The organism is Amycolatopsis sp. cmx-4-61 (assembly GCF_046548775.1).
GTDB lineage: Bacteria > Actinomycetota > Actinomycetes > Mycobacteriales > Pseudonocardiaceae > Amycolatopsis.
The window spans coordinates 141,338-159,727 of the sequence record NZ_JAEBEI010000014.1 but is presented as its reverse complement, the minus strand read 5'-3'; the positions used below and the strand labels follow the sequence as shown (position 1 = coordinate 159,727).

Sequence of the window (18,390 nt, the reverse complement as noted above, 5' to 3'; positions counted from 1 at the left end):
GTCGTGGAGTACGCAGAGCACATCGCAGACCTCGTGGGCAACACCCCGCTGGTCAAGCTGAACTCGTTGACCAAGGGGCTCAAGCCGCTCGTGCTGGCCAAGGTCGAGTACCTGAACCCGGGTGGCTCGGTCAAGGACCGCATCGCGCTGCGCATGATCGAGGCCGCCGAAGCCTCCGGCGAGCTGCGCCCGGGCGGCACGATCGTGGAGCCGACGTCCGGCAACACCGGCGTCGGGCTGGCCATGGTCGCCCAGCGCAAGGGCTACCAGTGCGTGTTCGTCTGCCCGGACAAGGTCAGCGAGGACAAGCGCAACGTGCTCAAGGCGTACGGCGCCCGGGTCGTGGTCTGCCCGACGGCGGTCGCGCCCGAGCACCCGGACTCCTACTACAACGTCTCCGACCGCCTGGTCCGCGAGATCGACGGCGCCTGGAAGCCCAACCAGTACGCCAACCCGCAGAACCCCGAGAGCCACTACCTCTCCACCGGCCCGGAGCTGTGGACGCAGACCGAAGGCAAGATCACGCACTTCGTCGCGGGCGTCGGCACCGGCGGCACGATCTCCGGCACCGGTCGCTACCTCAAGGAGGTGAGCGAAGGCCGCGTGCAGGTGGTCGGCGCCGACCCGGAGGGCTCGGTCTACTCCGGCGGCAGCGGGCGCCCGTACCTGGTCGAAGGCGTCGGCGAGGACTTCTGGCCGGGCACCTACGACCGGACCATCGCCGACGAGATCATCCCGATCTCCGACGCCGACTCGTTCCAGATCACCCGCCGGCTCGCCCTCGAGGAGGGCCTGCTGGTCGGCGGCTCCTGCGGGATGGCCGTCGCCGCGGCGCTGAAGCTGGCCGAGCGGCTCACCGAGGACGACGTCGTCGTCGTGCTGCTGCCCGACGGCGGCCGCGGCTACCTGACGAAGGTGTTCAACGACACCTGGATGTCCTCCTACGGCTTCCTGCCGCCCGATTCCTCCGGCGCGACGGTCGCCGACGTGCTCACGAAGAAGAGCGGCCACCTGCCGGCGCTGGTGCACTCGCACCCGAAAGAGACGGTCGCCGAGGCCATCGCGATCCTCTCCGAATTCGGCGTGAGCCAGATGCCCGTGGTCAGCGCCGAACCGCCGGTGATGGCCGCCGAGGTCGTCGGCGCGGTCAACGAGCGTGACCTGCTCGACGCGCTGTTCACCGGCAAGGCGCAGCTGGCCCACCGGCTCGAGCAGCACATGTCGCCGCCGCTGCCGACGATCGGCGGCGGCGAGCAGGTGGGCGCGGCGATGACCGCGCTCGAGGGGGCCGACGGCGCTCTCGTGCTGGTCGACGGCAAGCCGGCCGGGGTCCTCACCCGGCACGACCTCCTGGGCTTCCTGGCCGGTCGCTGACCGGATCCGGGAAGGTCTTCGTCGGTGGACCCGGCAGGCGTTGCGAGCGCCCTGCCGGGTGATCCGATAGCGTGGGCGCAGTAGAACACTTTCGCGTCCTCGTCAAGGGGGTTCAAGACCCACATGAGTGCACCGCAGCCACCGAACCAGCCGTGGGGTGGCGGCCAGCCGCCTCAGGGCCCGCCGAGTGGCCCCCAGCCGCAGCAGGACGACCCGTTCGGCAGCCCGGAGCCCACCCAGGTGGTGCAGCCCGCGCAGCCCCACGGCGGTTCCCCGTTCGGGGAGACGCCGGAACCCACCCAGGTCGTCCAGCCGGCCCAGCCGGGTGACGGCGGGGCGGGCGCGACCCAGGCGATGCCGCCGGTGGACGCGAACGCGACCCAGGCGGTGAACCCGGCCGGCGGCGGTGGCGCCCCGGTCGCGGACTCGACGCAGCTGGTGCCCCCGGGCTCCCAGCCGCCGGCGATCCCGTACACCCCGCCGCCGAGCGCGGCCGACAACCCGGCCGCGGCCTACGGCCAGCAGCCCGGTGGTTTCGGCCAGCAGCCGGGCGGCTTCGGGCACCAGGGCCAGCCGGGCGGCTTCGGGCAGCAGCCGGGCGGCTTCGGTCAGCCGGGCCAGCCGGGCCAGCCGCCGCAGGGCTTCGGTGCGCCCGGGTTCGGCGGCCCCCAGCAGCCCGGCTACGGCGGGCAGCCACCGCAGTTCGGCGCGCCCGCGGCGGGCGGCAACAGCCTCTTCCGCTACATCGCCGGCGGCCTCGCGACGCTCTTCGCCCTCATCGCGCTGATCTACACGTTCGTCTACATCGGCGACGTCAGCGACTACTCGACCGCGCTCGACGGGGCCCCCAGCGACGACGTGCTGAACCGGTTCCTCGACGAAGCGGGCACCGCGCGGCCGGGCACCCTGTGGTTCTACGTGATCGGGCTGCTGGTCGGCTGCCTGGTCGCGCTGGCGGGCGGCATCGGGCTCGCACTCGCCGGCAAGCTGCCGGCGAAGCTGCGCAAGCTCGTGCCGATCGCCCTCGCCGCCGGCGGCGCGCTGACCGTGCTGTTCTCGGTCCTGCTGCTGATCGGTTCGACGCCGAACCCCGCCTTCGTGGAGCGGCTGAGGAGCCTCGGCAACAACCTCGACAACGCCACCGGCATGGGCATCCCGCCGCTGGTCTTCGGCATCCTGCTCCTCGTCGTCGGCGTGCTGGGGCTCATCCCGGCCACCGCGCAGCTGATCGGCCTCGGCGGCGGCGGTGCCGCGCCGGGCGGGCCGCAGGGCTTCGGCGGACCGCCCCCGGGCTTCGGCGGACCGCAGCAGCCGTTCGGCCAGCCGGGCCAGCCGGGCCAGCCCGGTCAGCCGGGCGGGTTCGGCCAGCCGGGCGGGTTCGGCCAGCAGCCGGGCGGCTTCGGCCAGCCGGGCCAGCCGCCGCAGGGTTACGGGCCGCCTCCGGGCCACGGCCAGCCGGGCGGTCCCAACCCGGCCAGCGGCGGGTTCCCCCAGCCGCAGCAGCCGGGCGGGTACGGCCAGCCGCAGCAGCCGGGCGGGTACGGCCAGCCGGGGCAGCCCGGTGGCTACGGCCAGCCGGGTCAGCCCCCGCAGGGCTGGGGCCCGCCGCCGGGCCAGCAGGGCCCGCCGAGCGGAGGGTTCGGCCAGCCGGGTCAGCCGCCGCAGCAGCAGTGGTGAACCCCTGGGACCATTTCGTGCCCCGGAGCCGTTTCGGCTCCGGGGCACGCTGCATTCCCGGCCGGTCACACAATTGTCCGAAAAGGACAAGAAGCGTCCGGCACAGCTGTCCGTGATCGTGTGACAGCATTTCTGCCACTACCGCACACAAATGATCTTGGGTTCCGCCGTCCGGCCGAATTCCGTTCCGTTTCCGGACTGATTACCCCGATTCCGACTAGGGTGAGCGCCGTCGTCCCGTGTTCGGCTGATGGGGGAGAAGTGACCGGTCCGCACCGATACCCGGTGGCGCATTCGCATTCGTATTCATCGACTCGGCCATCCGGCGTAACGGCGGTTCTCGCCGGCGTGCTCGGTTTCCCGGCCGCGATCGCCGCGGGATACGTGCCGGTCAAGATCTTCCTCGACATGCCGGCCGAGTTCAGCCTCGGCGCGCTGCCGTCCTGGGTGCTGGTGGACCTCGCCGGGTACGTCGTCGCGGGGCTCGTGCTGCTCATCGGTTCGCTCGCGACGCTCTTCCGCGCGACGGCGGGCGCGGTCCTGCTCGGCGTCGGGGCGTTGCTGGCCATCGGTGCCCTGCTCACCGAGCCGATGTCGGTGGGCGTACCGCCGGCCCGGTTCGCCGACGCGATGTTCACGCACGGCGGGTTCGCCATGGCCGACCGCGTCGGCCTCGCCGCGCTGGCGGTGCTCGTGCTGGTGCTGGCGTTCCTGCCGCCGACGTTCCGCTACCTGCGCTACCGCACGTCGATGACGCCCGTCCTGTCCGGCCAAGGTGCGTATTCGTCGTCGCGGAGCTGGTGAATGGCCGTCACGGCCCCACCGAGGCGGGGAACCGGACCGGCGGTGGCCGCGGGGGTGCTGGCCGTGCTCGGCGGGATGTGGTTCCTGACGGGCCTCTTCTGGTGGACCCTCGTCCTCGGGTACGACCAGCTGGACTTGATGGTCCCCGGCCAGATCGCGGACGCCGTCATCGGCCTGCTGCTCCTGCTCGGCGGCGTCACGTTGCTCGGGGGCGTGGCGGCGGGCCGGGTGCTGTGCCTGGCCACCGCCGTCCTCGCGCTGGCCGCGCTGGTCGCCGGCCTGGTGCTGCGTTCCCAGCGCGTTCTTTTCCTCGTGGGTGGTCCCACCGGGATCGGCTCCGATGTGCTGCGCGGATTCGTCGTGGTGGTGCCGTTCGTGGCTTTGCTGGTGCTCGCGGCCCTGCCGGCCACCCGCCGGTGGACGCGCCGCTGAGATCCGTCCCACCTGACGGGAATGTCAGGGGAGGCCCGTACGCTGAACCAATGGTGGACGACTACTCCGAACTGGGTTTCGAGACTCGCGCGATTCACGCCGGTCAGAAGCCCGACCCCCGCACCGGTGCGGTGATCGTGCCGATCTACCAGACCTCCACCTACGCGCAGGACGGCGTGGGCGGAACCCGCGAGGGCGACTACGAGTACTCGCGCACCGCGAACCCGACCCGGTCGGCGCTGGAGGAGGCGCTGGCGTCGCTGGAAGGCGGCCGGCACGCGCTGGCCTTCGCGTCCGGCATGGCCGCCTCCGACGTGGTGCTGCGCAGTACCCTCCGCCCCGGCGACCACCTCGTGCTCGGCAACGACGCGTACGGCGGCACGTTCCGCCTGATCGACAAGGTGCTCAGCCTCTGGGGCGTCGAGCACACCGTCGCGAACCTCGCCGACCTCGACGACGTGCGGGCCGCCATCCGCCCCGAGACGAAGCTGGTCTGGTGCGAGACGCCGACCAACCCGCTGCTCGGCATCGCCGACATCGCGGCGCTGGCCGGGGTCGCGCACGACGCCGGCGCCCGGCTGGTGGTCGACAACACCTTCGCGACGCCGTACCTGCAGAACCCCCTGGCGCTGGGCGCGGACATCGTCCTGCACTCGACGACCAAGTACCTCGGCGGCCACTCCGACGTCGTCGGCGGCGCGATCGTGACGAACGAGGACGAGCTGCGCGAGCAGTTCTTCTACCTGCGCAACGCCGCGGGCGCGGTGCCGGGGCCGTTCGACGCGTGGCTGACCCTGCGCGGCATCAAGACGCTGGCCCTGCGCATGGAGCGGCACAGCGACAACGCCGAGAAGATCGTCCAGGCGCTGGTCAAGCACCCGAAGGTCGCGAAGGTCTACTACCCGGGCCTGCCGGAGCACCCGGGCCACGAGACGGCGGCGAAGCAGATGCGCCGCTTCGGCGGGATGGTGTCGTTCAGCCACGTGGACGGCGAGCAGGCCGCGCTGGAGGTCGCTTCGCGCACGAAGCTGTTCATCCTCGCCGAGTCCCTCGGCGGCATCGAGTCCCTGATCGAGCACCCGGGCAAGATGACCCACGCGAGCACGGCGGGCTCGACCCTGCAGGTCCCGGCCGACCTCCTCCGCCTGTCGGTCGGCATCGAGGACGGCCGCGACCTGGTCGCGGACCTGCTGACCGCACTGGGCTGAGCCCAAGCGCCCGAAGGCCACATTGGGGGGCTGGTCAGCCCACGTCGAGGCCGCCGCCGTAGAGGCGCTCCACCCGGAGCGTGATCACCACGCGGCGGTCCTCGACCATGTTCCGCAGGAAGGTCGCCTCGTCCTCGGGGTCGCTGAACGGCGCCTGCATGGCGAGCAGGGCGAGGCCGGTTTCGTCCCCGGGCACCACGCTGACCGGTGAGACCTCGGCCGGCCCCTCGGCGACCGCGAACGCCAGGTGGTCGTCGCTGCTGACGTAGAGCGACGCACGCGGGTTGTTCGCGAGCTGGCGCACCTTCGCGCGTCCCGCGGCGGAGCCGATCCGCACCACGCGCTCAGCTGGGTCCCAGCGGTAGGCGACCGTCGACAGGTGCGGGTGTCCCGCGCGGTTGACGGTGGCCAACGCGCCCAGGCTGTGCGCGGCCAGCAGCCGGCTCGAGGCGTCTTCGGTGGGTTTGGCGGGGCCGGGGCCGCGGCCCGGCTCGGAGGCGGTGGTCACCCGGTGATCATCGAGGACGCACGGAGACCGCGGAAGAAGGCACTTTCGTGTTCCCCGGGCACATCGGGGTAACCCGCCAGGTCAGGGGTTGTAGTTGCCGTGCACGACACCGCCGGTCGACGGCGTGCCGGTGGCCGGCAGGTTCGCGCCGTCGACGCAGCCGCCGACCAGCTCGACGTGGCTGTCGTGGCGGATGTACTGGGCCGGGGACCCGCACGAGGCGCTGTCCACCGTGAAGTACGCGGCGCCGGTGAGCGCGGCGGCCGAAGCCAGGCCGACGACGAGGGGGAGCAGGCCGGCCGAGCGCGTCGCGCGGGCCCGTCGGGCCGTGTCCGCGTCGTTCCCCGGTGCCATGGTCGCTCCTTGTTTACCGCCTGTTGACGCACCCCAGGGTACCCGGCTCACGGTCCGGACAACCTGTGGAGTTCCTGAGTGGCATAGTCCGGCCCATGGAACTCGTCACCCTCGAGCGGATCAAGGCCGCCCGGGAACTCCTCAAAGGAGTGACCCGGGTGACGCCGATGGAGCACGCGCGCGACCTGCGCCGGCTCCACGGCGGTCCCGTGCACCTGAAGTGCGAAAACCTGCAGCGGACGGGCTCGTTCAAGATCCGCGGCGCCTACACCCGCATCCACGGCCTCACCGGGGCCGAACGCGAGCGGGGCGTCGTCGCGGCCAGCGCCGGCAACCACGCGCAGGGCGTCGCGCTGGCGTCGTCGCTGCTCGGCGCCAAGTCGACCGTCTTCATGCCGCTGCGGGCCCCGCTGCCGAAACTCGCCGCCACCCGCGGCTACGGCGCCGAGGTTCACCTCCACGGCGCCCTCCTCGAAGAGACGCTGAGAGCCGCCGTCGAGTTCGGCGAGCGGACCGGCGCGGTGTTCATCCACCCCTTCGACCACCCGGACGTCATCGCCGGCCAGGGGACGGTCGGCCTGGAGATCCTGGAGCAGGTGCCGGGGGTGAAGACCATCCTGGTCGCCACCGGCGGCGGCGGGCTGGTCGGCGGGGTCGCCTCGGCCGTGAAGGCGCTGCGCCCGGACGTCCGCGTCGTCGGCGTCCAGGCCGAGGAAGCCGCCGCGTACCCGCCGTCGCTGGCCGCCGGCGCCCCCGTGCGGCTGAGCCAGACCTCGACCATGGCCGACGGGATCGCGGTCGGCGAACCCGGCCTGGTCAGCTTCGCCCACGTCGAGTCGCTGGTCGACGACGTCGTGACGGTGTCCGAGCAGTTCCTCTCCCGCGCCGTGCTGCTGTGCCTGGAGCGGCGGAAGCTGGTGGTCGAGCCGGCCGGCGCGGCGACGGTCGCCGCGCTGCTGCAGCACCCCGGCGTGTTCGAGCCCCCGGTCGTGGCCATCCTTTCCGGCGGCAACGTCGACCCGGTGCTGCTGCTGCAGATCATCCAGCACGGCATGACCGCGGGCGGCCGCTACCTGCACCTGCGGCTGCGGGTCCCGGACCGCCCCGGCTCCCTGGTCGGCGTGCTGTCGTGCGTCAGCGGACTGGGCGCGAACGTGCTCGACGTCGAGCACTCGCGCATCTCCGGCAGCCTCGACCTCGGCGAGGCCGACGTCGTGCTCGCGCTGGAAACCCGCGGTCCCGAGCACTGCAAGGAAGTCGAGTTCGCGCTCACGAACGCCGGGTACACCGTGGTCTGACTCGTCTTTTCCGGGGTTCGGATGGCGAAGCCCCGGATGTCTAAGCGCCGGTGATGGCGGCCAGGGCGAGGTCCGTGGCGGCTTCGGAAACCTCGGCCGGTGCGGTGAACCGCCGGGCCCGGATGTGGGCGACCAGGTCCGGGTCCGGCGGCACGCCGTGCTCGCGCAGGTAGTACGCGACCGCGCCGGGCCACGCCCAGGCGCCGTCGGTCCGGAAGCTCAGCGGCACGGCGTCCGTGCGCTCGGGGGCGAACGCATCGGGCCCGTTGCTGCGGGACGCCAGGATCACCGGGGCCGCGTCCAGGTAGGCCAGGACCGGCTCGATCTCGGACGGCGGCAGCGGCGGCCGCCGGAGGATCGGGCGCCCGGCCGCGTCGACGCCGTCGTGGATGCGCGGGGTCCGGATGCCGTCGAACGGCGTGGCGCGCCGGCGCAGCCAGTCCGGGATCTGCTGCTCGGCGCGCGGGAACGCCCGCAGCTCGTCCTGGAAGCCGATCGGCGGCGGCGTGCGCCGCCACTGCGGTTCCCGGTCGAACGCGAAGTCCGCGTCGACCCCCCGGCCGGCGTCCACGGTCAGCACCGCCCCCAGCCAGGTCCCCGCGCCCGGCCGGTACATGCCCGCGCGCAGCGTGCCGAAGAGCCGGAGCAGTTCCGGGGGCGGCTGGACCGCGCGGGGCACGCCGTCCTGGCCCGTGACGACGACGTCGGCTTCGATGTGCCGTCCGGCCGCCCGGTACTCGGCCCGGATCGCGCGCCAGGTGCCGGGCGGGGCCATCGACGCCAGCCCGTGCCCGATCCGGTCGACGAGCTGCCGCTGCTGTTCCGGGCTCAGCGGCACCGGCGGTGTGCTCATCGGTCAGCCCTGCTCGGGTGGCCGCGTCGTCGCCTGCGGGATCTCTTCGAGCACGTCGTCGGCCAGGAGGTCGGCGACCGGCCGCTCCAGCACGTAGGCGGTGCCGCCGCCGGGCTGGTCGTACCAGTCGATGGCCGTGCCGGTGAGGGCGCGCACCGGCCGGCGCAGGCGGTAGACGTGGTAGGCCCAGTCCTGGACCTCGGCCGGTTCCGAGCGGTGCGGCCACTCGGTCCGCGCGGCGTAGAGCGTGTTGCCGGTCGGCTCGCCGTAGCGGTCCATCTCGGTGCCCGGGGGCAGGGTGACCAGGCGTTTCCCGCTGTACATCGACAGCGGGGCGTCGCCACCGACGGGCTGGATCGGCCACTCCTCGGTCTGGCGCTTGGCGTCGGGCGGGAGCTCACCGCGCAGGGTGACGCGGTCGAGGTAGAGGTGCCCGACGAAGTGGCGGACGGCCGCCGCCGCCGTCGGGAAGGTCGCCGCCGCCAGCCGTTCGCCGCCCCGGGCCCGGAACACCGCCCAGCCGTCGTCCTCGCGCACCAGGCACCAGGCGCCGTCGGCGACCTCGCCGATGCGGTAGCGGGCGGCGGGGATCTCCAGCTCGGCCGCGGCGTCTTCGGCCGCGCGCAGGGCTTCCTTGTCCGCGGCTTCCGGGTCCGCCGGGCCCGTCGCGGCGCCGCCGGTCGCTTCGGCCAGCCAGCCGGGCAGGGCCTGCCCGGTCCGCGGGAACTGCGCGAGCTCCCGGGCGAACTCGGCCACCGGCCGCGGCCCGTCCCACGCCGGCTCGTCGTCCCACGTGTACGTGTACTCGATGCTCGAGTTGAGCGCGACGTGCGCGACGGCCTGGAACCAGGTGCCCCGGTCCGGCACGTACATGGCGGCCCGCAGCTCGGCCAGCAGCTCGGCGACCTCCCGCGGCGGCTCCCACGGGGACAGGCCGCCGTCGGTGGCCCGGCGGACGAACACCGGCAGTTCGGTGTACCCGCCGATCGCCCGGTAGGTCAGCATCACCTGCGTCCAGTCCGGCGGCACGGACAGCGCGACGACGTTCGCGATCTGGTCCCAGTACCAGTTCTGGTCCTGGGGGGCCAGCGGCGGCCGCGGCCGCGCGAGCGGGACGTCCCCGGGCACCGGGCGACCGGCGTCGGCGAGCCGCGCGCGCAGCCACGGCTGGATGTTCGCCGGATCGCGCGGGTAGGCGTCGAGGTCGCGCACCCAGCCCGCGTTGTCGATCGACGGCGCCCAGTGCGGGTCCCAGTCCAGGTTGAACAACGTCTGGATGCGCCCGGGCGGGTCGATCAGGTACCGCATCGAGAACCAGGTGCCCTCGCCCGGCACGTAGTACGCGTCGCGGATGCGGCGCACGGCGGGCGCCACCCGGTCCGGCACCGCGACCGGGACCTGGCTCCCGTCGGCCATCAGCACGGTGAGCACGAAGTCCTGGACGTCGACGTTGACCCGGCTCACCAGGTCGATCCGCCGCCACCCCGGGGGCGCGGCGTCGACGAGGGCGTTGCCCACTTCGTGCGACTGTTCCCGCCACTGCGAGACGTCACGAGGCATGCGTGCCGGTCCTTTCTGGTGCCGCGGCCGGTCCCATCAGGACACTCCGGCCGGCGTGTTGGTGAAGCTGCGCAGGTGGACGCTCCGGTTGCCGGCGGCGTCGACCTCGACCCACCGTACTTGGATGGTGTGCGGCACCAGATCGCCGTCGTGCCGCATCGGGAACACGTCGATCCCGTCGATCTTGCCGCCCTTCTTCAGGTGCTCGGCGAGGTCGGACTCGAACGCGTACCAGTGGTCGGGACCGGCCTGCTTCGGCCAGCCCTGGTTCTGCGGGCGCCACTGGGACATCATGTTGACCAGCTCGCCGGGCCCGCGGAACTGGTTGCCGGCGATGTGCCCGCCGTCGTACAGCCCCATGCCCGCGCCCAAGCGGCCGGACTCGCCTTGTGCCCCGCCGTCGCGGCGCAGCAGCTCGCCTTCGGGGGCGAGCTCCGGCTGGTGGGAGCGGCCGTGCACGGTCTGCGCCGGGCCGCCGTCGACCTCGGGACCGGTCTGGTAGGTGAACCGGCCGTCGTCGACGTGGTAAACCATGTTCGGCGCCGGGTTGTTGAGGTCCGGGTGGTGCGGCCGGAAGGTCTCGACCACCGCGACGTTCCCGTGCTCGTCGGTCCAGTACACCGAGCGGACCTGGTCGATCTTGTTCTTCCCCTCCCGGTAGTCGCTGTGCACGACGTACTTGGAGTTCGGCTCCAGGTCGGGGTGGGCGTCCAAAAAGGACTTACCACTGGGCAGCTTGACGTCGTGCTGCTGCGCCCCGCGGAACCGCTCGGGGTCCCGGACGCCGTGCGGGACGTCGGCGTCGGCGTCGATCCGCTGTCGCAGGTGGACTTCCGGGTTCCCCGGCAGGGTGCTGATGGCGTTCCAGTCCGGGTTCGTCCGCGCGATCCGGCCGGAGTCGACCTCCGCCCAGCGGACGTGCCCGTCGGCGTCGGTGTGGAACGTCCCGCGGTGAACGCCGCTTGAGTCGGTGACGTCGTACCGCCGGTGCGGCTCGTACGGGCCGCCTTCGGCGAAGGACTGCTTCGGCCCCGGCGCGTTCGGGTGGGTGCGGTCGATCTCGACCGCGGGACCGTCGAAGTCCGGCCGGTGGTACTGGACCGAGGGGTGCGGCACGCCGTCGGCGTCGGTGTGGAAGGTCTGGTGGTGCCCGTCGATCGCCACCCGGTAGGTGGTGTCCGGGTGCGGGTGGGTGACGTCCGGGTTCGGGTGGTAGGCCGGGTTCGGCTTGAACGCGGGATCGGCCTGCCCGGTAGGGATCCGCGGCGGCACGTTCGGGTGCGACGTGTCGATGTGGGTGACGCGGCCGGTGCCGTCGGTGTGGTAGGTGCCGCGCGGGTGCCCGTCGGCGTCGACGACCTGGTAGGACCGGTGCGGTTGCAGCGGCTGGTCCCCGGGGAAGCGCTCCCCGGCGTGCGGCGGCCGGGGCGCGTCCGGGTGCGCGCTGCCCGGCCCGACGGGCACGGGGTCCCCGCCGGCCGGCGTGAAGTCGGTGCCGTGCTGCGGGTTCCGCCGGACCTCGGCCTGGTGCTGCGGATCGGTGAGCTCGCGTTCCTGTTGCCGCGAAAGGGGATTCCGGTCCTCCGGAACAGGCGGCGCGTCCCGGTCGGCGCCGGGCGCCTGGCGTTGCCGGGTGTCGTCGTCACCGCGGTGCCGCGAGCTGTCGGCGTCGACATCGTGCGGATCGTGGTGCCGGGTGTCCGGCGCGAACCCACTGTCTCCGGCGGCGTGCGTGGAGCCGTCGGGGTGGTGGACGTGCCATTCGCCGTCCGGCGGGATGCGCGGCCGCATCTTCCCGTCCGGCCCGATCTCGTAGTCGGAGGAGAAGACGCGCCCGTGCGAGTCGGTCCAGGCGGGCTTGCTGGGCGCGAGCACCTCGGTGTCGAGTTCCCGCGAGAGCCGGTGCGCGAAGTCGTTGGAGGAGGCATCGCACCCGATGAGCCGGACGGGCCGCCCGTCGTAATCTCCGTTGCGCCGCAGTATATCGGCGAATTCCTCGGGGGTGTAAAGGCGATCCCCGATCCGCGCGTGCCCGTCGGGAGTGACGTGCACATCGACGGTGTAGCGCCCGTCGGGATCGGGCCGCACCCGGTGGGGGAGGTCGCCCATGCCGGGATCGCCGGCGTGGTAGGAGCTGCCGGAGGGGGTGCTTTCGGAGTGCTGCGCGTTGACTTCGTCCGGGGTGAGGGGGTGGGGCTCGTGGGTGGGGAGGTCGAGGTCGTGGGGTGGGAGGTCGCGGTGGTGGGGGTCGGGTGTGTATGGGCTGTCGGGGGTGTGTGGGTGGGTTTCCGGGGTGTTGGGGCCGTGCCCGGAGTTGGTGGATCGGGTGTCGGCGGGGTGGGCGGGGGTGCCGTCGGAGCGGTTGGGGCCGCGACCGTTCGGCGGGGTGTCGGCGCCGGAGTTGCTTGGCCGGGTGCCGGGGGTGCCGTCGGGCCGGTTGGGCGCGGCGGGGCCGCGACCGTTCGGCCGGGTGTCGGGACCGTTGCCGGGGGCGCCGTTGCCGGGGCTGTTCGGCCGGGTGCCGGGTCCGTTGCCGGGGGCGCCGTTGCTGGGGCTGTTCGGCCGGGTGCCGGGGCCGTAGCCAGGGGTGCCGGTGTCGGGCCGGTTCGGGACGGCGGGGCCGCGGCCGCCCGGGTGGGTGTCCGGGCCGGGGCGGGTGGGGGCCGGAGCCGCTCCGCGGGCTGCGGGCGCGGGGGTGTCGGGCGTCCGGGGGCGGGCCTCGGGCAGGTCGGTGCCCGGGCGGGGGCGCCCCGGTGTGTCGATGCGGGCGCCGGGGGTGCCCGGGGTGCCCGTCCAGCCCGCGCCGCCGCCGGGGCGGGGTGAACCGCCGCTGGGACCGCCGCCGGGTGCCGGTGTTGCGCCGCCGGGTGGCATGCCACCCATCGCGGGCTGACCACCCTGCGGCGGAATTCCCTCCCCGCGAGGCGAAGGCACGGCCGAACCGGGCTCACCCGTCCGTGGAGCGGCGGGAGCGGTCCCGCTGGCCGAGGTGGTTCCGTCGACCCGCGGTGGCGCGGCGCTGCTCGGGATTTCGGTGCCGGCGTGCGACCCCGGGCCATCGGCCCGGCCGCCCGGCGACGAGCCGGAATGCGCGGGTCCAGCGCTGCCATCGCCGGTCCTGCCGGGGGCAGGGCTGGTGTCGCCGCTGTGCGATGGACCGGAGTTCGCGGCATGGGCGGGAGAGCTGTCCCCGACCCGGGTGGGCGGAGGGCTGGTGTCGCTGCTGTGCGATGGACTGGAGTTCGCGGCATGGGCGGGAGAGCTGTCCCCGGCCCTGGTGGGCGAGGGGCTGGTGTCGCCGCCGTGCGACGGCCCGTTGTCGCCCGCACGGGTGTGAGCGGGGCCGCTGTCGCCGATTCGCGACGGGTTCGGGTCGCCGACGTTGGCTTCGGCCCGAGTGGGGGCGGGACTTGTGTCGCCAGAATGCGACGGTCCGGTGTCGCCCACACGGGTGGACGAGGGACCGCTGTCGTCAACTCGCGACGGGTTCGAGTCGCCGGTGCGCGCGGGCCCCCTGTCGCCAACTCGCGACGGGCCCGGGTCGCCAACGTGCGGCGAGCTGTTGTCCCCGCCCCGAGCAGTCGCCGGGCCGCTGTCGCCGACGTGCGACGGCGCCCCCTCCTCGCCACCCGTACGCGATGACGAATCGGATCCTCGGCTCCGGCGCGAATCGCCCGAAGAATCCGTGTTCATCGGGTCGGACCCCGGCGAATCACCGTCGGCGTGCCCGGAGGAGGACGAGTCACCGTCGGCGTGCCCGGAGGACGACTCACCATGCGCCCGGGCGTGGACTCCGCCGCCCTCCCTCGGCATCTTGTGGACGAAGCCGACCCTCTCCACCTTCAGCCCGTCGAGGCCGCTGACCTTTCCCAGCACCTTCCCGAAGACCTTCGCGATCTTCTCGAACAGGTCCACCAGCTTCGACAGCAGCGGCGACACTTTCCGGATCGTGTCGGTCAGCTTCTTGAGCAGCTCGCCGATCTTCTTGCCCCACTTGGCGATCGCCGCCGTCGCCTGGGCCACCACCACCGGGGTGCCGAAGCCGAGGGAAAACACCTCCTCCATCACCCACGCGATGAGCTTGCCGACCAGGTCCGCGATCAGCTGCCGCACCGTCTCGCGGACGAACGACACCACCTGGCCCATGATCATCGTGACCGTGCTGATCGCACCCGCCACCGTCGCCGCGCCCGACAACGCGTCCGAATGCTCCGCGGCGAAGGCCCGGTACGCGTCCGCGCCCGCGCCCGTCCAGCCCGTCGTGCCGTTCTTGACCGCGTTGTCGAAGTCCACCTTGCGCTCGCCCAGCGCCTTCGAGACGTTGCCCCAGGTGTCCGCATAGGACTGGATCACCGGCGGGTTGCCCGCCACGGAATCCAGCATGTCCTTCAACGGCTGCACGTGCTCCATCAGGAACGACGCCACCGACGACATCAGGTACCCGAACGGGTCGATCGCCGCCCCGGCGACCTCCCCGGCCAGCGACAGCATCCCGAGGCCGCCGGAAACCCAGTCGCCGTCCCTGATGCCGTTGAACGCGTCCATCGAGGACTCGGCGATGCCGATGCCGCCGGCCCAGCCGTAGTCGCCGTTGCCCGCCGTGAACGCGCCCGGCCCGTCCGGATCCTTCTTGGCCTCCGCGACGAGCGGGTTGCCCTCGGGCATCAGGCACCGTCCACGGACTTGTTCAGGTCGTCGGCGACGCCGCTTTCGTACGTGCGGTAGGCGAGCGCGGCCTCGCGCACCTTCCCCGACACCGCCGTCATCGCCTGCACGGCGTCCTTGAGCGCGTCGATCCCGTACTGCTCCACCGGGTCGAGCAGCATCCGGAACGGCTGGCAGAGAATGCCGTACGCGTCGGTCGGCATGCTCACCTGGGTCGCCGCGTCGACGGCCTGCTGCAGCCCGTCGCCGATGGCGTCGAGCTGCTTCGCGTGCGCCGTCAGGTCGGTGCTGAGTTCCACGTCCGTCATCGGTTTTCCCCTCAGGAAAGAATCGGCCCGCCGAAGTCGTCGTCATCGTCCTCGACCGGACGACGGCGCCGCGGCGGCTGCGGCGAGGCAGGCGGCGCGGGAGGCGCAGGTGGCGTGCGCGGCGGCTCCTCGACGTCCTCCGGCAGGAACCGGCGGACGCGGCCGGGTTCCGGGAACGCCGGTTCGGCCTCGGGCGGCGGCGCCGGGAACGTGCTCTGCGCCTCGCGGACGATCTCGGCCGCGGCCTGGTCGCCGGTGCCGGTGGTCTCGGTCATGGCCTGCTGCAGCAGCTCCGGGATCCGCGCCTGCGCCCGCTGCACCAGCTGCATGACCTGCGCCGACACCTCGGCCATCCGCTTGCCGGCCGCGGTTTCGGCGATGACGAGGTTCTTCAGCAGCCCGCGCGAATCGATCGTCACCTCGACGGTGCCGTCCTTCGACCGCTCGGTGACCGTCTGGCCCTGCATGCGATCGGCCAGCGCCTGGTACCGGGCGGCGTTCTCCTCGAGCCGCTTGGTCCAGTTGTCGATCAGCGCGTCGCTGGCGTCGATGCTCTCCGGCATCACGGCCCCCTTCCCTCCATCACACAGACGGACCCGGGCCGCCGTCGGTTCCCGGATCACGACAAAGGCCACGATAGGGGACCCGGAAGTCTCCTATCGTGGCCTCTCGCCGAGATGTGTCAGAGGTTGCCCCGGCGTCTGATGGCGCCCAGGCGTTAAAGATTGCCCCGGCGCTCCTGCTCACGCTCGATGGCTTCGAACAGCGCCTTGAAGTTGCCCTTGCCGAAGCCGAGCGAGCCGTGCCGCTCGATCAGCTCGTAGAACACCGTCGGGCGGTCGCCGATCGGCTTGGTGAAGATCTGCAGCAGGTAGCCGTCCTCGTCGCGGTCGACCAGGATGCTGTGCTCCTTGAGCACCTCGATCGGCACGCGGACGTTGCCGATCCGCGCCCGCAGCTCGGGGTCGTCGTAGTAGGAGTCCGGGGTGTCGAGGAACTCGACGCCGGCGGCGCGCATCGCCGTCACCGTCGCGATGATGTCGTTGGTGGCCAGCGCGATGTGCTGGCAGCCGGCCCCGTCGTAGAACTCGAGGTACTCGTCGATCTGCGACTTCTTCTTCGCCACGGCCGGCTCGTTCAGCGGGAACTTGACCCGGTGGTTGCCGTTCGAGACGACCTTGCTCATCAGCGCCGAGTACTCGGTCGCGATGTCGTCGCCGACGAACTCCGCCATGTTCACGAAGCCCATGACGCGGTGGTACCAGTCGACCCAGTAGTCCATCTTGCCGAGCTCGACGTTGCCGACGCAGTGGTCGACCGCCTGGAACAGCCGCTTCGGCGCGCCTTCGGGGCGCTTGATCGTGCTCTCGCGCGGCTCGTAGCCGGGCAGGTAGACGCCGTTGTAGCGCGAGCGGTCGACCAGCGAGTGGCGGGTTTCGCCATAGGTCGCGATCGCGGCGACGCGGACCGTGCCGTGCTCGTCGGAGACGTCGTGCGGCTCCTCGAGGACGGTCGCGCCCTGCGCGCGGGCGTGCTCGATGCACTTGTCCACGTCGGTGGTCTCCAGCGCCAGGTCGATGACGCCGTCGCCGTGCTTGCGGTGGTGGTCGAGCAGCGGCGAGTCCGGCTTCACGCCGCCGGTGATGACGAACCGGGCCGAGCCGGACTTGAGCACGTAGGACTTGCGGTCGTAGACGCCGGTCTCGGGACCGGAGTACGCGACGAGCTGCATCCCGAACGCGATCTGGTAGTACCAGGCGGTCTGGGTGGCGTTGCCGGCGATGAACACCACCGCGTCCATGGCCTTGACCGGGAACGGGTCGGTCGAGGCGTCGTGGTCGACGAGCCCGACCAGCTGACGCAGCTGGTCGTAGCTGACGTCGTCGAGGGCACCCTGGGGTTCGGCAGTCTGGGTCATACCTCGAAGGATCATCCTTGCGAGGCAAGATGCGCAATGGTCTCTGATTTCGCTGGACAATCTGACCGGTGTGTGCCGGAGACCGACGGTCATGATGGACAATCTGCGCATGGCGGAGAACCTCGATGCGCTGGATGCGCGACTGCTGTTGCTGCTCACGGACTCCCCGCGCCTGGGGGTGCTGGAGTGCGCGCGCCGGCTCGGGGTGGCGCGCGGGACGGTCCAGGCGCGCCTCGACCGCCTGACCGAGCGCGGCATCCTCGGCGGCTTCCCGCCGGAGCTCGACCTGGCGGCGATGGGCTACGGCCTGACGGCGTTCGCGGTGCTCGAGATCGCGCAGGGCCGCCGCGCCGAGGTGGCGGAGGCGCTGGCGGCGATCGACGAGGTCTGCGAAGTCCACGCGACGACCGGCCAGGGCGACCTGTTCGTCCGCATGGTGGCGCGCGGCAACGACGACCTGCAGCGGGTCATCGACAAGGTGGTCGGCGTCCCGGACGTGCTGCGGACGTCGACGTCGATCGCGTTGTCGACGCCGGTGCCGCCGCGGGTCCGCCCCCTGCTGGAGCGGACCGCGCGGGGCTGAGGGCTCAGGCGACCTGGGCCAGGTAGCGCCGGGCCGAGCGCTGGACGACGTCGAAGCCGTCGGTCCGCACGACGGCGTCCCACCAGGCGCCGTAGATCGCCTCGAACCGGTAGCCCGCCAGCAGCTCCGCCGCCCGGCGGACCACTTCCGGCCGCTCCGGGATCAGGTTCGGATAGCTGTACATGAAGCCCACGTGCGTGCGGTCCGGGATGACCTGCACGATGTCGCCGGACAGCAACGCACCCTGCCCGTTTTCGCCGCCCGGCCAGTGCAGCACCGTGCCGCCGGCGAAGTGCACGCCGAGGTTGATCAGGCGCAGGTCGTCGGCGACGTCGAGGGTGGTGCCGGACCACAGCTTCACCGCCGGGTCGGGCCGGCCGATCCACTGCTGGTCGGCTTCGTGCAGGTAGACCGGCACGTCGAACGCCCGCGCCCACTCGACCATCGTCGTGTAGTAGTGCGGGTGGCTGATCGCGATGCCGGTGATGCCGCCCAGGTCGCGGACCTGCGCCACCAGTGCGTCGTCGAGGTAGGCGGCGCAGTCCCAGAGGAAGTTCCCCGAGCGGGCCCGCACCAGCAGCGCGCGCTGCCCGATCGCGAATCCCGGGTTCGAGCCGACGCCGGTGATGCCGGGGCCCTGCTCCTCGATCCGCGGGGTGTAGGTGCCGCTTTCGCGGAGAGCGGAAAGGTTCGTCCACTGCTGCCCGGACTGCGGGACGTACTGGCGTTCGTCCTCGCAGACCGGGCAGTCGTCACGGGCCGCGGCGTACTGCATGCCGCAGGCCTGGCACAACGGTTGCGTGCTCACAGCTGTGTCCTCCCAGAATGTGGATCCTGGGAGGACACGC

16 protein-coding genes are annotated in these 18,390 nt (G+C 72.4%); 7 read left to right on the top strand and 9 right to left on the bottom strand.

Annotation, left to right across the window (positions count from 1 at the left end; all coding sequences use genetic code 11):
- Positions 1–3 precede the first annotated feature (3 nt).
- The 5 genes from ACLJOU_RS32350 (at position 4) to ACLJOU_RS32330 (ending at position 5,495) form a co-directional block, all read left to right on the top strand.
- The gene (locus ACLJOU_RS32350) at positions 4–1,374 is read left to right on the top strand and encodes a cystathionine beta-synthase (RefSeq protein ID WP_410572753.1); all 1,371 of its coding nucleotides are present in this window, start codon (positions 4–6) and stop codon (positions 1,372–1,374) included.
- Between the two features lie 123 nt (positions 1,375–1,497).
- Positions 1,498–3,051, top strand: a complete 1,554-nt coding sequence (locus tag ACLJOU_RS32345) for a hypothetical protein (protein ID WP_410572751.1) — start codon at positions 1,498–1,500, stop codon at positions 3,049–3,051.
- A gap of 348 nt (positions 3,052–3,399) precedes the next feature.
- Entirely contained in the window at positions 3,400–3,855 is a 456-nt protein-coding gene (locus ACLJOU_RS32340) for a hypothetical protein (RefSeq protein WP_410572749.1), read from the top strand.
- Positions 3,856–4,287: a hypothetical protein gene (locus ACLJOU_RS32335; protein WP_410572747.1), complete on the top strand. Its 432-nt coding sequence runs from the start codon at positions 3,856–3,858 to the stop codon at positions 4,285–4,287.
- Positions 4,288–4,337: 50 nt separating this feature from the next.
- The gene (locus tag ACLJOU_RS32330; RefSeq protein ID WP_410572745.1) at positions 4,338–5,495 is read left to right on the top strand and encodes a cystathionine gamma-synthase; all 1,158 of its coding nucleotides are present in this window, start codon (positions 4,338–4,340) and stop codon (positions 5,493–5,495) included.
- A 34-nt stretch (positions 5,496–5,529) separates the two neighbouring features.
- Here the strand turns inward: ACLJOU_RS32330 and ACLJOU_RS32325 are convergent, their stop codons facing one another.
- On the bottom strand, positions 5,530–6,003 hold the full coding sequence (locus ACLJOU_RS32325) for a pyridoxamine 5'-phosphate oxidase family protein (RefSeq protein WP_410572743.1): 474 nt from the start codon (positions 6,001–6,003) through the stop codon (positions 5,530–5,532).
- Between the two features lie 81 nt (positions 6,004–6,084).
- Positions 6,085–6,357, bottom strand: a complete 273-nt coding sequence (locus tag ACLJOU_RS32320) for a hypothetical protein (protein ID WP_410572741.1) — start codon at positions 6,355–6,357, stop codon at positions 6,085–6,087.
- 95 nt (positions 6,358–6,452) lie between these two features.
- Here ACLJOU_RS32320 and ilvA point away from each other — a divergent pair, with 95 nt between their 5' ends.
- Positions 6,453–7,655 (top strand): threonine ammonia-lyase, encoded by a 1,203-nt coding sequence (ilvA, locus tag ACLJOU_RS32315; protein WP_410572739.1) that lies wholly within the window; start codon positions 6,453–6,455, stop codon positions 7,653–7,655.
- 40 nt (positions 7,656–7,695) lie between these two features.
- On the opposite strand, the gene ACLJOU_RS32310 is transcribed toward ilvA, so the two are convergent.
- The 6 genes from ACLJOU_RS32310 to hppD form a co-directional block, all read right to left on the bottom strand.
- The gene (locus ACLJOU_RS32310; protein WP_410572737.1) at positions 7,696–8,508 is read right to left on the bottom strand and encodes a ferredoxin; all 813 of its coding nucleotides are present in this window, start codon (positions 8,506–8,508) and stop codon (positions 7,696–7,698) included.
- Positions 8,509–8,511: 3 nt separating this feature from the next.
- Entirely contained in the window at positions 8,512–10,068 is a 1,557-nt protein-coding gene (locus ACLJOU_RS32305) for a TNT domain-containing protein (RefSeq protein ID WP_410572735.1), read from the bottom strand.
- Positions 10,069–10,104: 36 nt separating this feature from the next.
- Complete coding sequence (locus ACLJOU_RS32300) at positions 10,105–14,733, bottom strand: hypothetical protein (protein WP_410572733.1); 4,629 nt, start codon at positions 14,731–14,733, stop codon at positions 10,105–10,107.
- Positions 14,733–15,041 (bottom strand): type VII secretion target, encoded by a 309-nt coding sequence (locus ACLJOU_RS32295; RefSeq protein ID WP_410572731.1) that lies wholly within the window; start codon positions 15,039–15,041, stop codon positions 14,733–14,735. Before ACLJOU_RS32295 ends, ACLJOU_RS32300 begins: the two co-directional genes overlap by 1 nt.
- An 11-nt stretch (positions 15,042–15,052) precedes the next feature.
- Positions 15,053–15,604: a YbaB/EbfC family nucleoid-associated protein gene (locus ACLJOU_RS32290; RefSeq protein ID WP_410572729.1), complete on the bottom strand. Its 552-nt coding sequence runs from the start codon at positions 15,602–15,604 to the stop codon at positions 15,053–15,055.
- Between the two features lie 155 nt (positions 15,605–15,759).
- A complete protein-coding gene (gene hppD, locus ACLJOU_RS32285) occupies positions 15,760–16,959 on the bottom strand; it encodes a 4-hydroxyphenylpyruvate dioxygenase (protein ID WP_410572727.1) in 1,200 nt (399 codons plus the stop codon).
- 109 nt (positions 16,960–17,068) lie between these two features.
- On the opposite strand from hppD, the gene ACLJOU_RS32280 reads away from it, so the two are divergent.
- Positions 17,069–17,542: an Lrp/AsnC family transcriptional regulator gene (locus ACLJOU_RS32280; protein WP_410572725.1), complete on the top strand. Its 474-nt coding sequence runs from the start codon at positions 17,069–17,071 to the stop codon at positions 17,540–17,542.
- Positions 17,543–17,546: 4 nt separating this feature from the next.
- Here the strand turns inward: ACLJOU_RS32280 and ACLJOU_RS32275 are convergent, their stop codons facing one another.
- Positions 17,547–18,350 carry an MBL fold metallo-hydrolase gene (locus ACLJOU_RS32275; protein WP_410572723.1) on the bottom strand — a complete coding sequence of 268 codons (804 nt, stop codon included), beginning with the start codon at positions 18,348–18,350 and terminating at the stop codon, positions 17,547–17,549.
- Between the last annotated feature and the right edge of the window lie 40 nt (positions 18,351–18,390).

Excerpts from the sequence above, each read along its gene's own strand:
- hppD (WP_410572727.1), bottom strand. The coding sequence starts at position 16,959 with ATGACCCAGACTGCCGAACCCCAGGGTGCCCTCGACGACGTCAGCTAC.
- ACLJOU_RS32305 (WP_410572735.1), bottom strand. The coding sequence starts at position 10,068 with ATGCCTCGTGACGTCTCGCAGTGGCGGGAACAGTCGCACGAAGTGGGC.
- ACLJOU_RS32330 (WP_410572745.1), top strand. The coding sequence starts at position 4,338 with ATGGTGGACGACTACTCCGAACTGGGTTTCGAGACTCGCGCGATTCAC.
- ACLJOU_RS32290 (WP_410572729.1), bottom strand. The coding sequence starts at position 15,604 with ATGCCGGAGAGCATCGACGCCAGCGACGCGCTGATCGACAACTGGACC.
- ilvA (WP_410572739.1), top strand. The coding sequence starts at position 6,453 with ATGGAACTCGTCACCCTCGAGCGGATCAAGGCCGCCCGGGAACTCCTC.
- ACLJOU_RS32295 (WP_410572731.1), bottom strand. The coding sequence starts at position 15,041 with ATGACGGACGTGGAACTCAGCACCGACCTGACGGCGCACGCGAAGCAG.
- ACLJOU_RS32300 (WP_410572733.1), bottom strand. The coding sequence starts at position 14,733 with ATGCCCGAGGGCAACCCGCTCGTCGCGGAGGCCAAGAAGGATCCGGAC.
- ACLJOU_RS32320 (WP_410572741.1), bottom strand. The coding sequence starts at position 6,357 with ATGGCACCGGGGAACGACGCGGACACGGCCCGACGGGCCCGCGCGACG.
- ACLJOU_RS32335 (WP_410572747.1), top strand. The coding sequence starts at position 3,856 with ATGGCCGTCACGGCCCCACCGAGGCGGGGAACCGGACCGGCGGTGGCC.
- ACLJOU_RS32280 (WP_410572725.1), top strand. The coding sequence starts at position 17,069 with ATGGCGGAGAACCTCGATGCGCTGGATGCGCGACTGCTGTTGCTGCTC.
- ACLJOU_RS32310 (WP_410572737.1), bottom strand. The coding sequence starts at position 8,508 with ATGAGCACACCGCCGGTGCCGCTGAGCCCGGAACAGCAGCGGCAGCTC.
- ACLJOU_RS32345 (WP_410572751.1), top strand. The coding sequence starts at position 1,498 with ATGAGTGCACCGCAGCCACCGAACCAGCCGTGGGGTGGCGGCCAGCCG.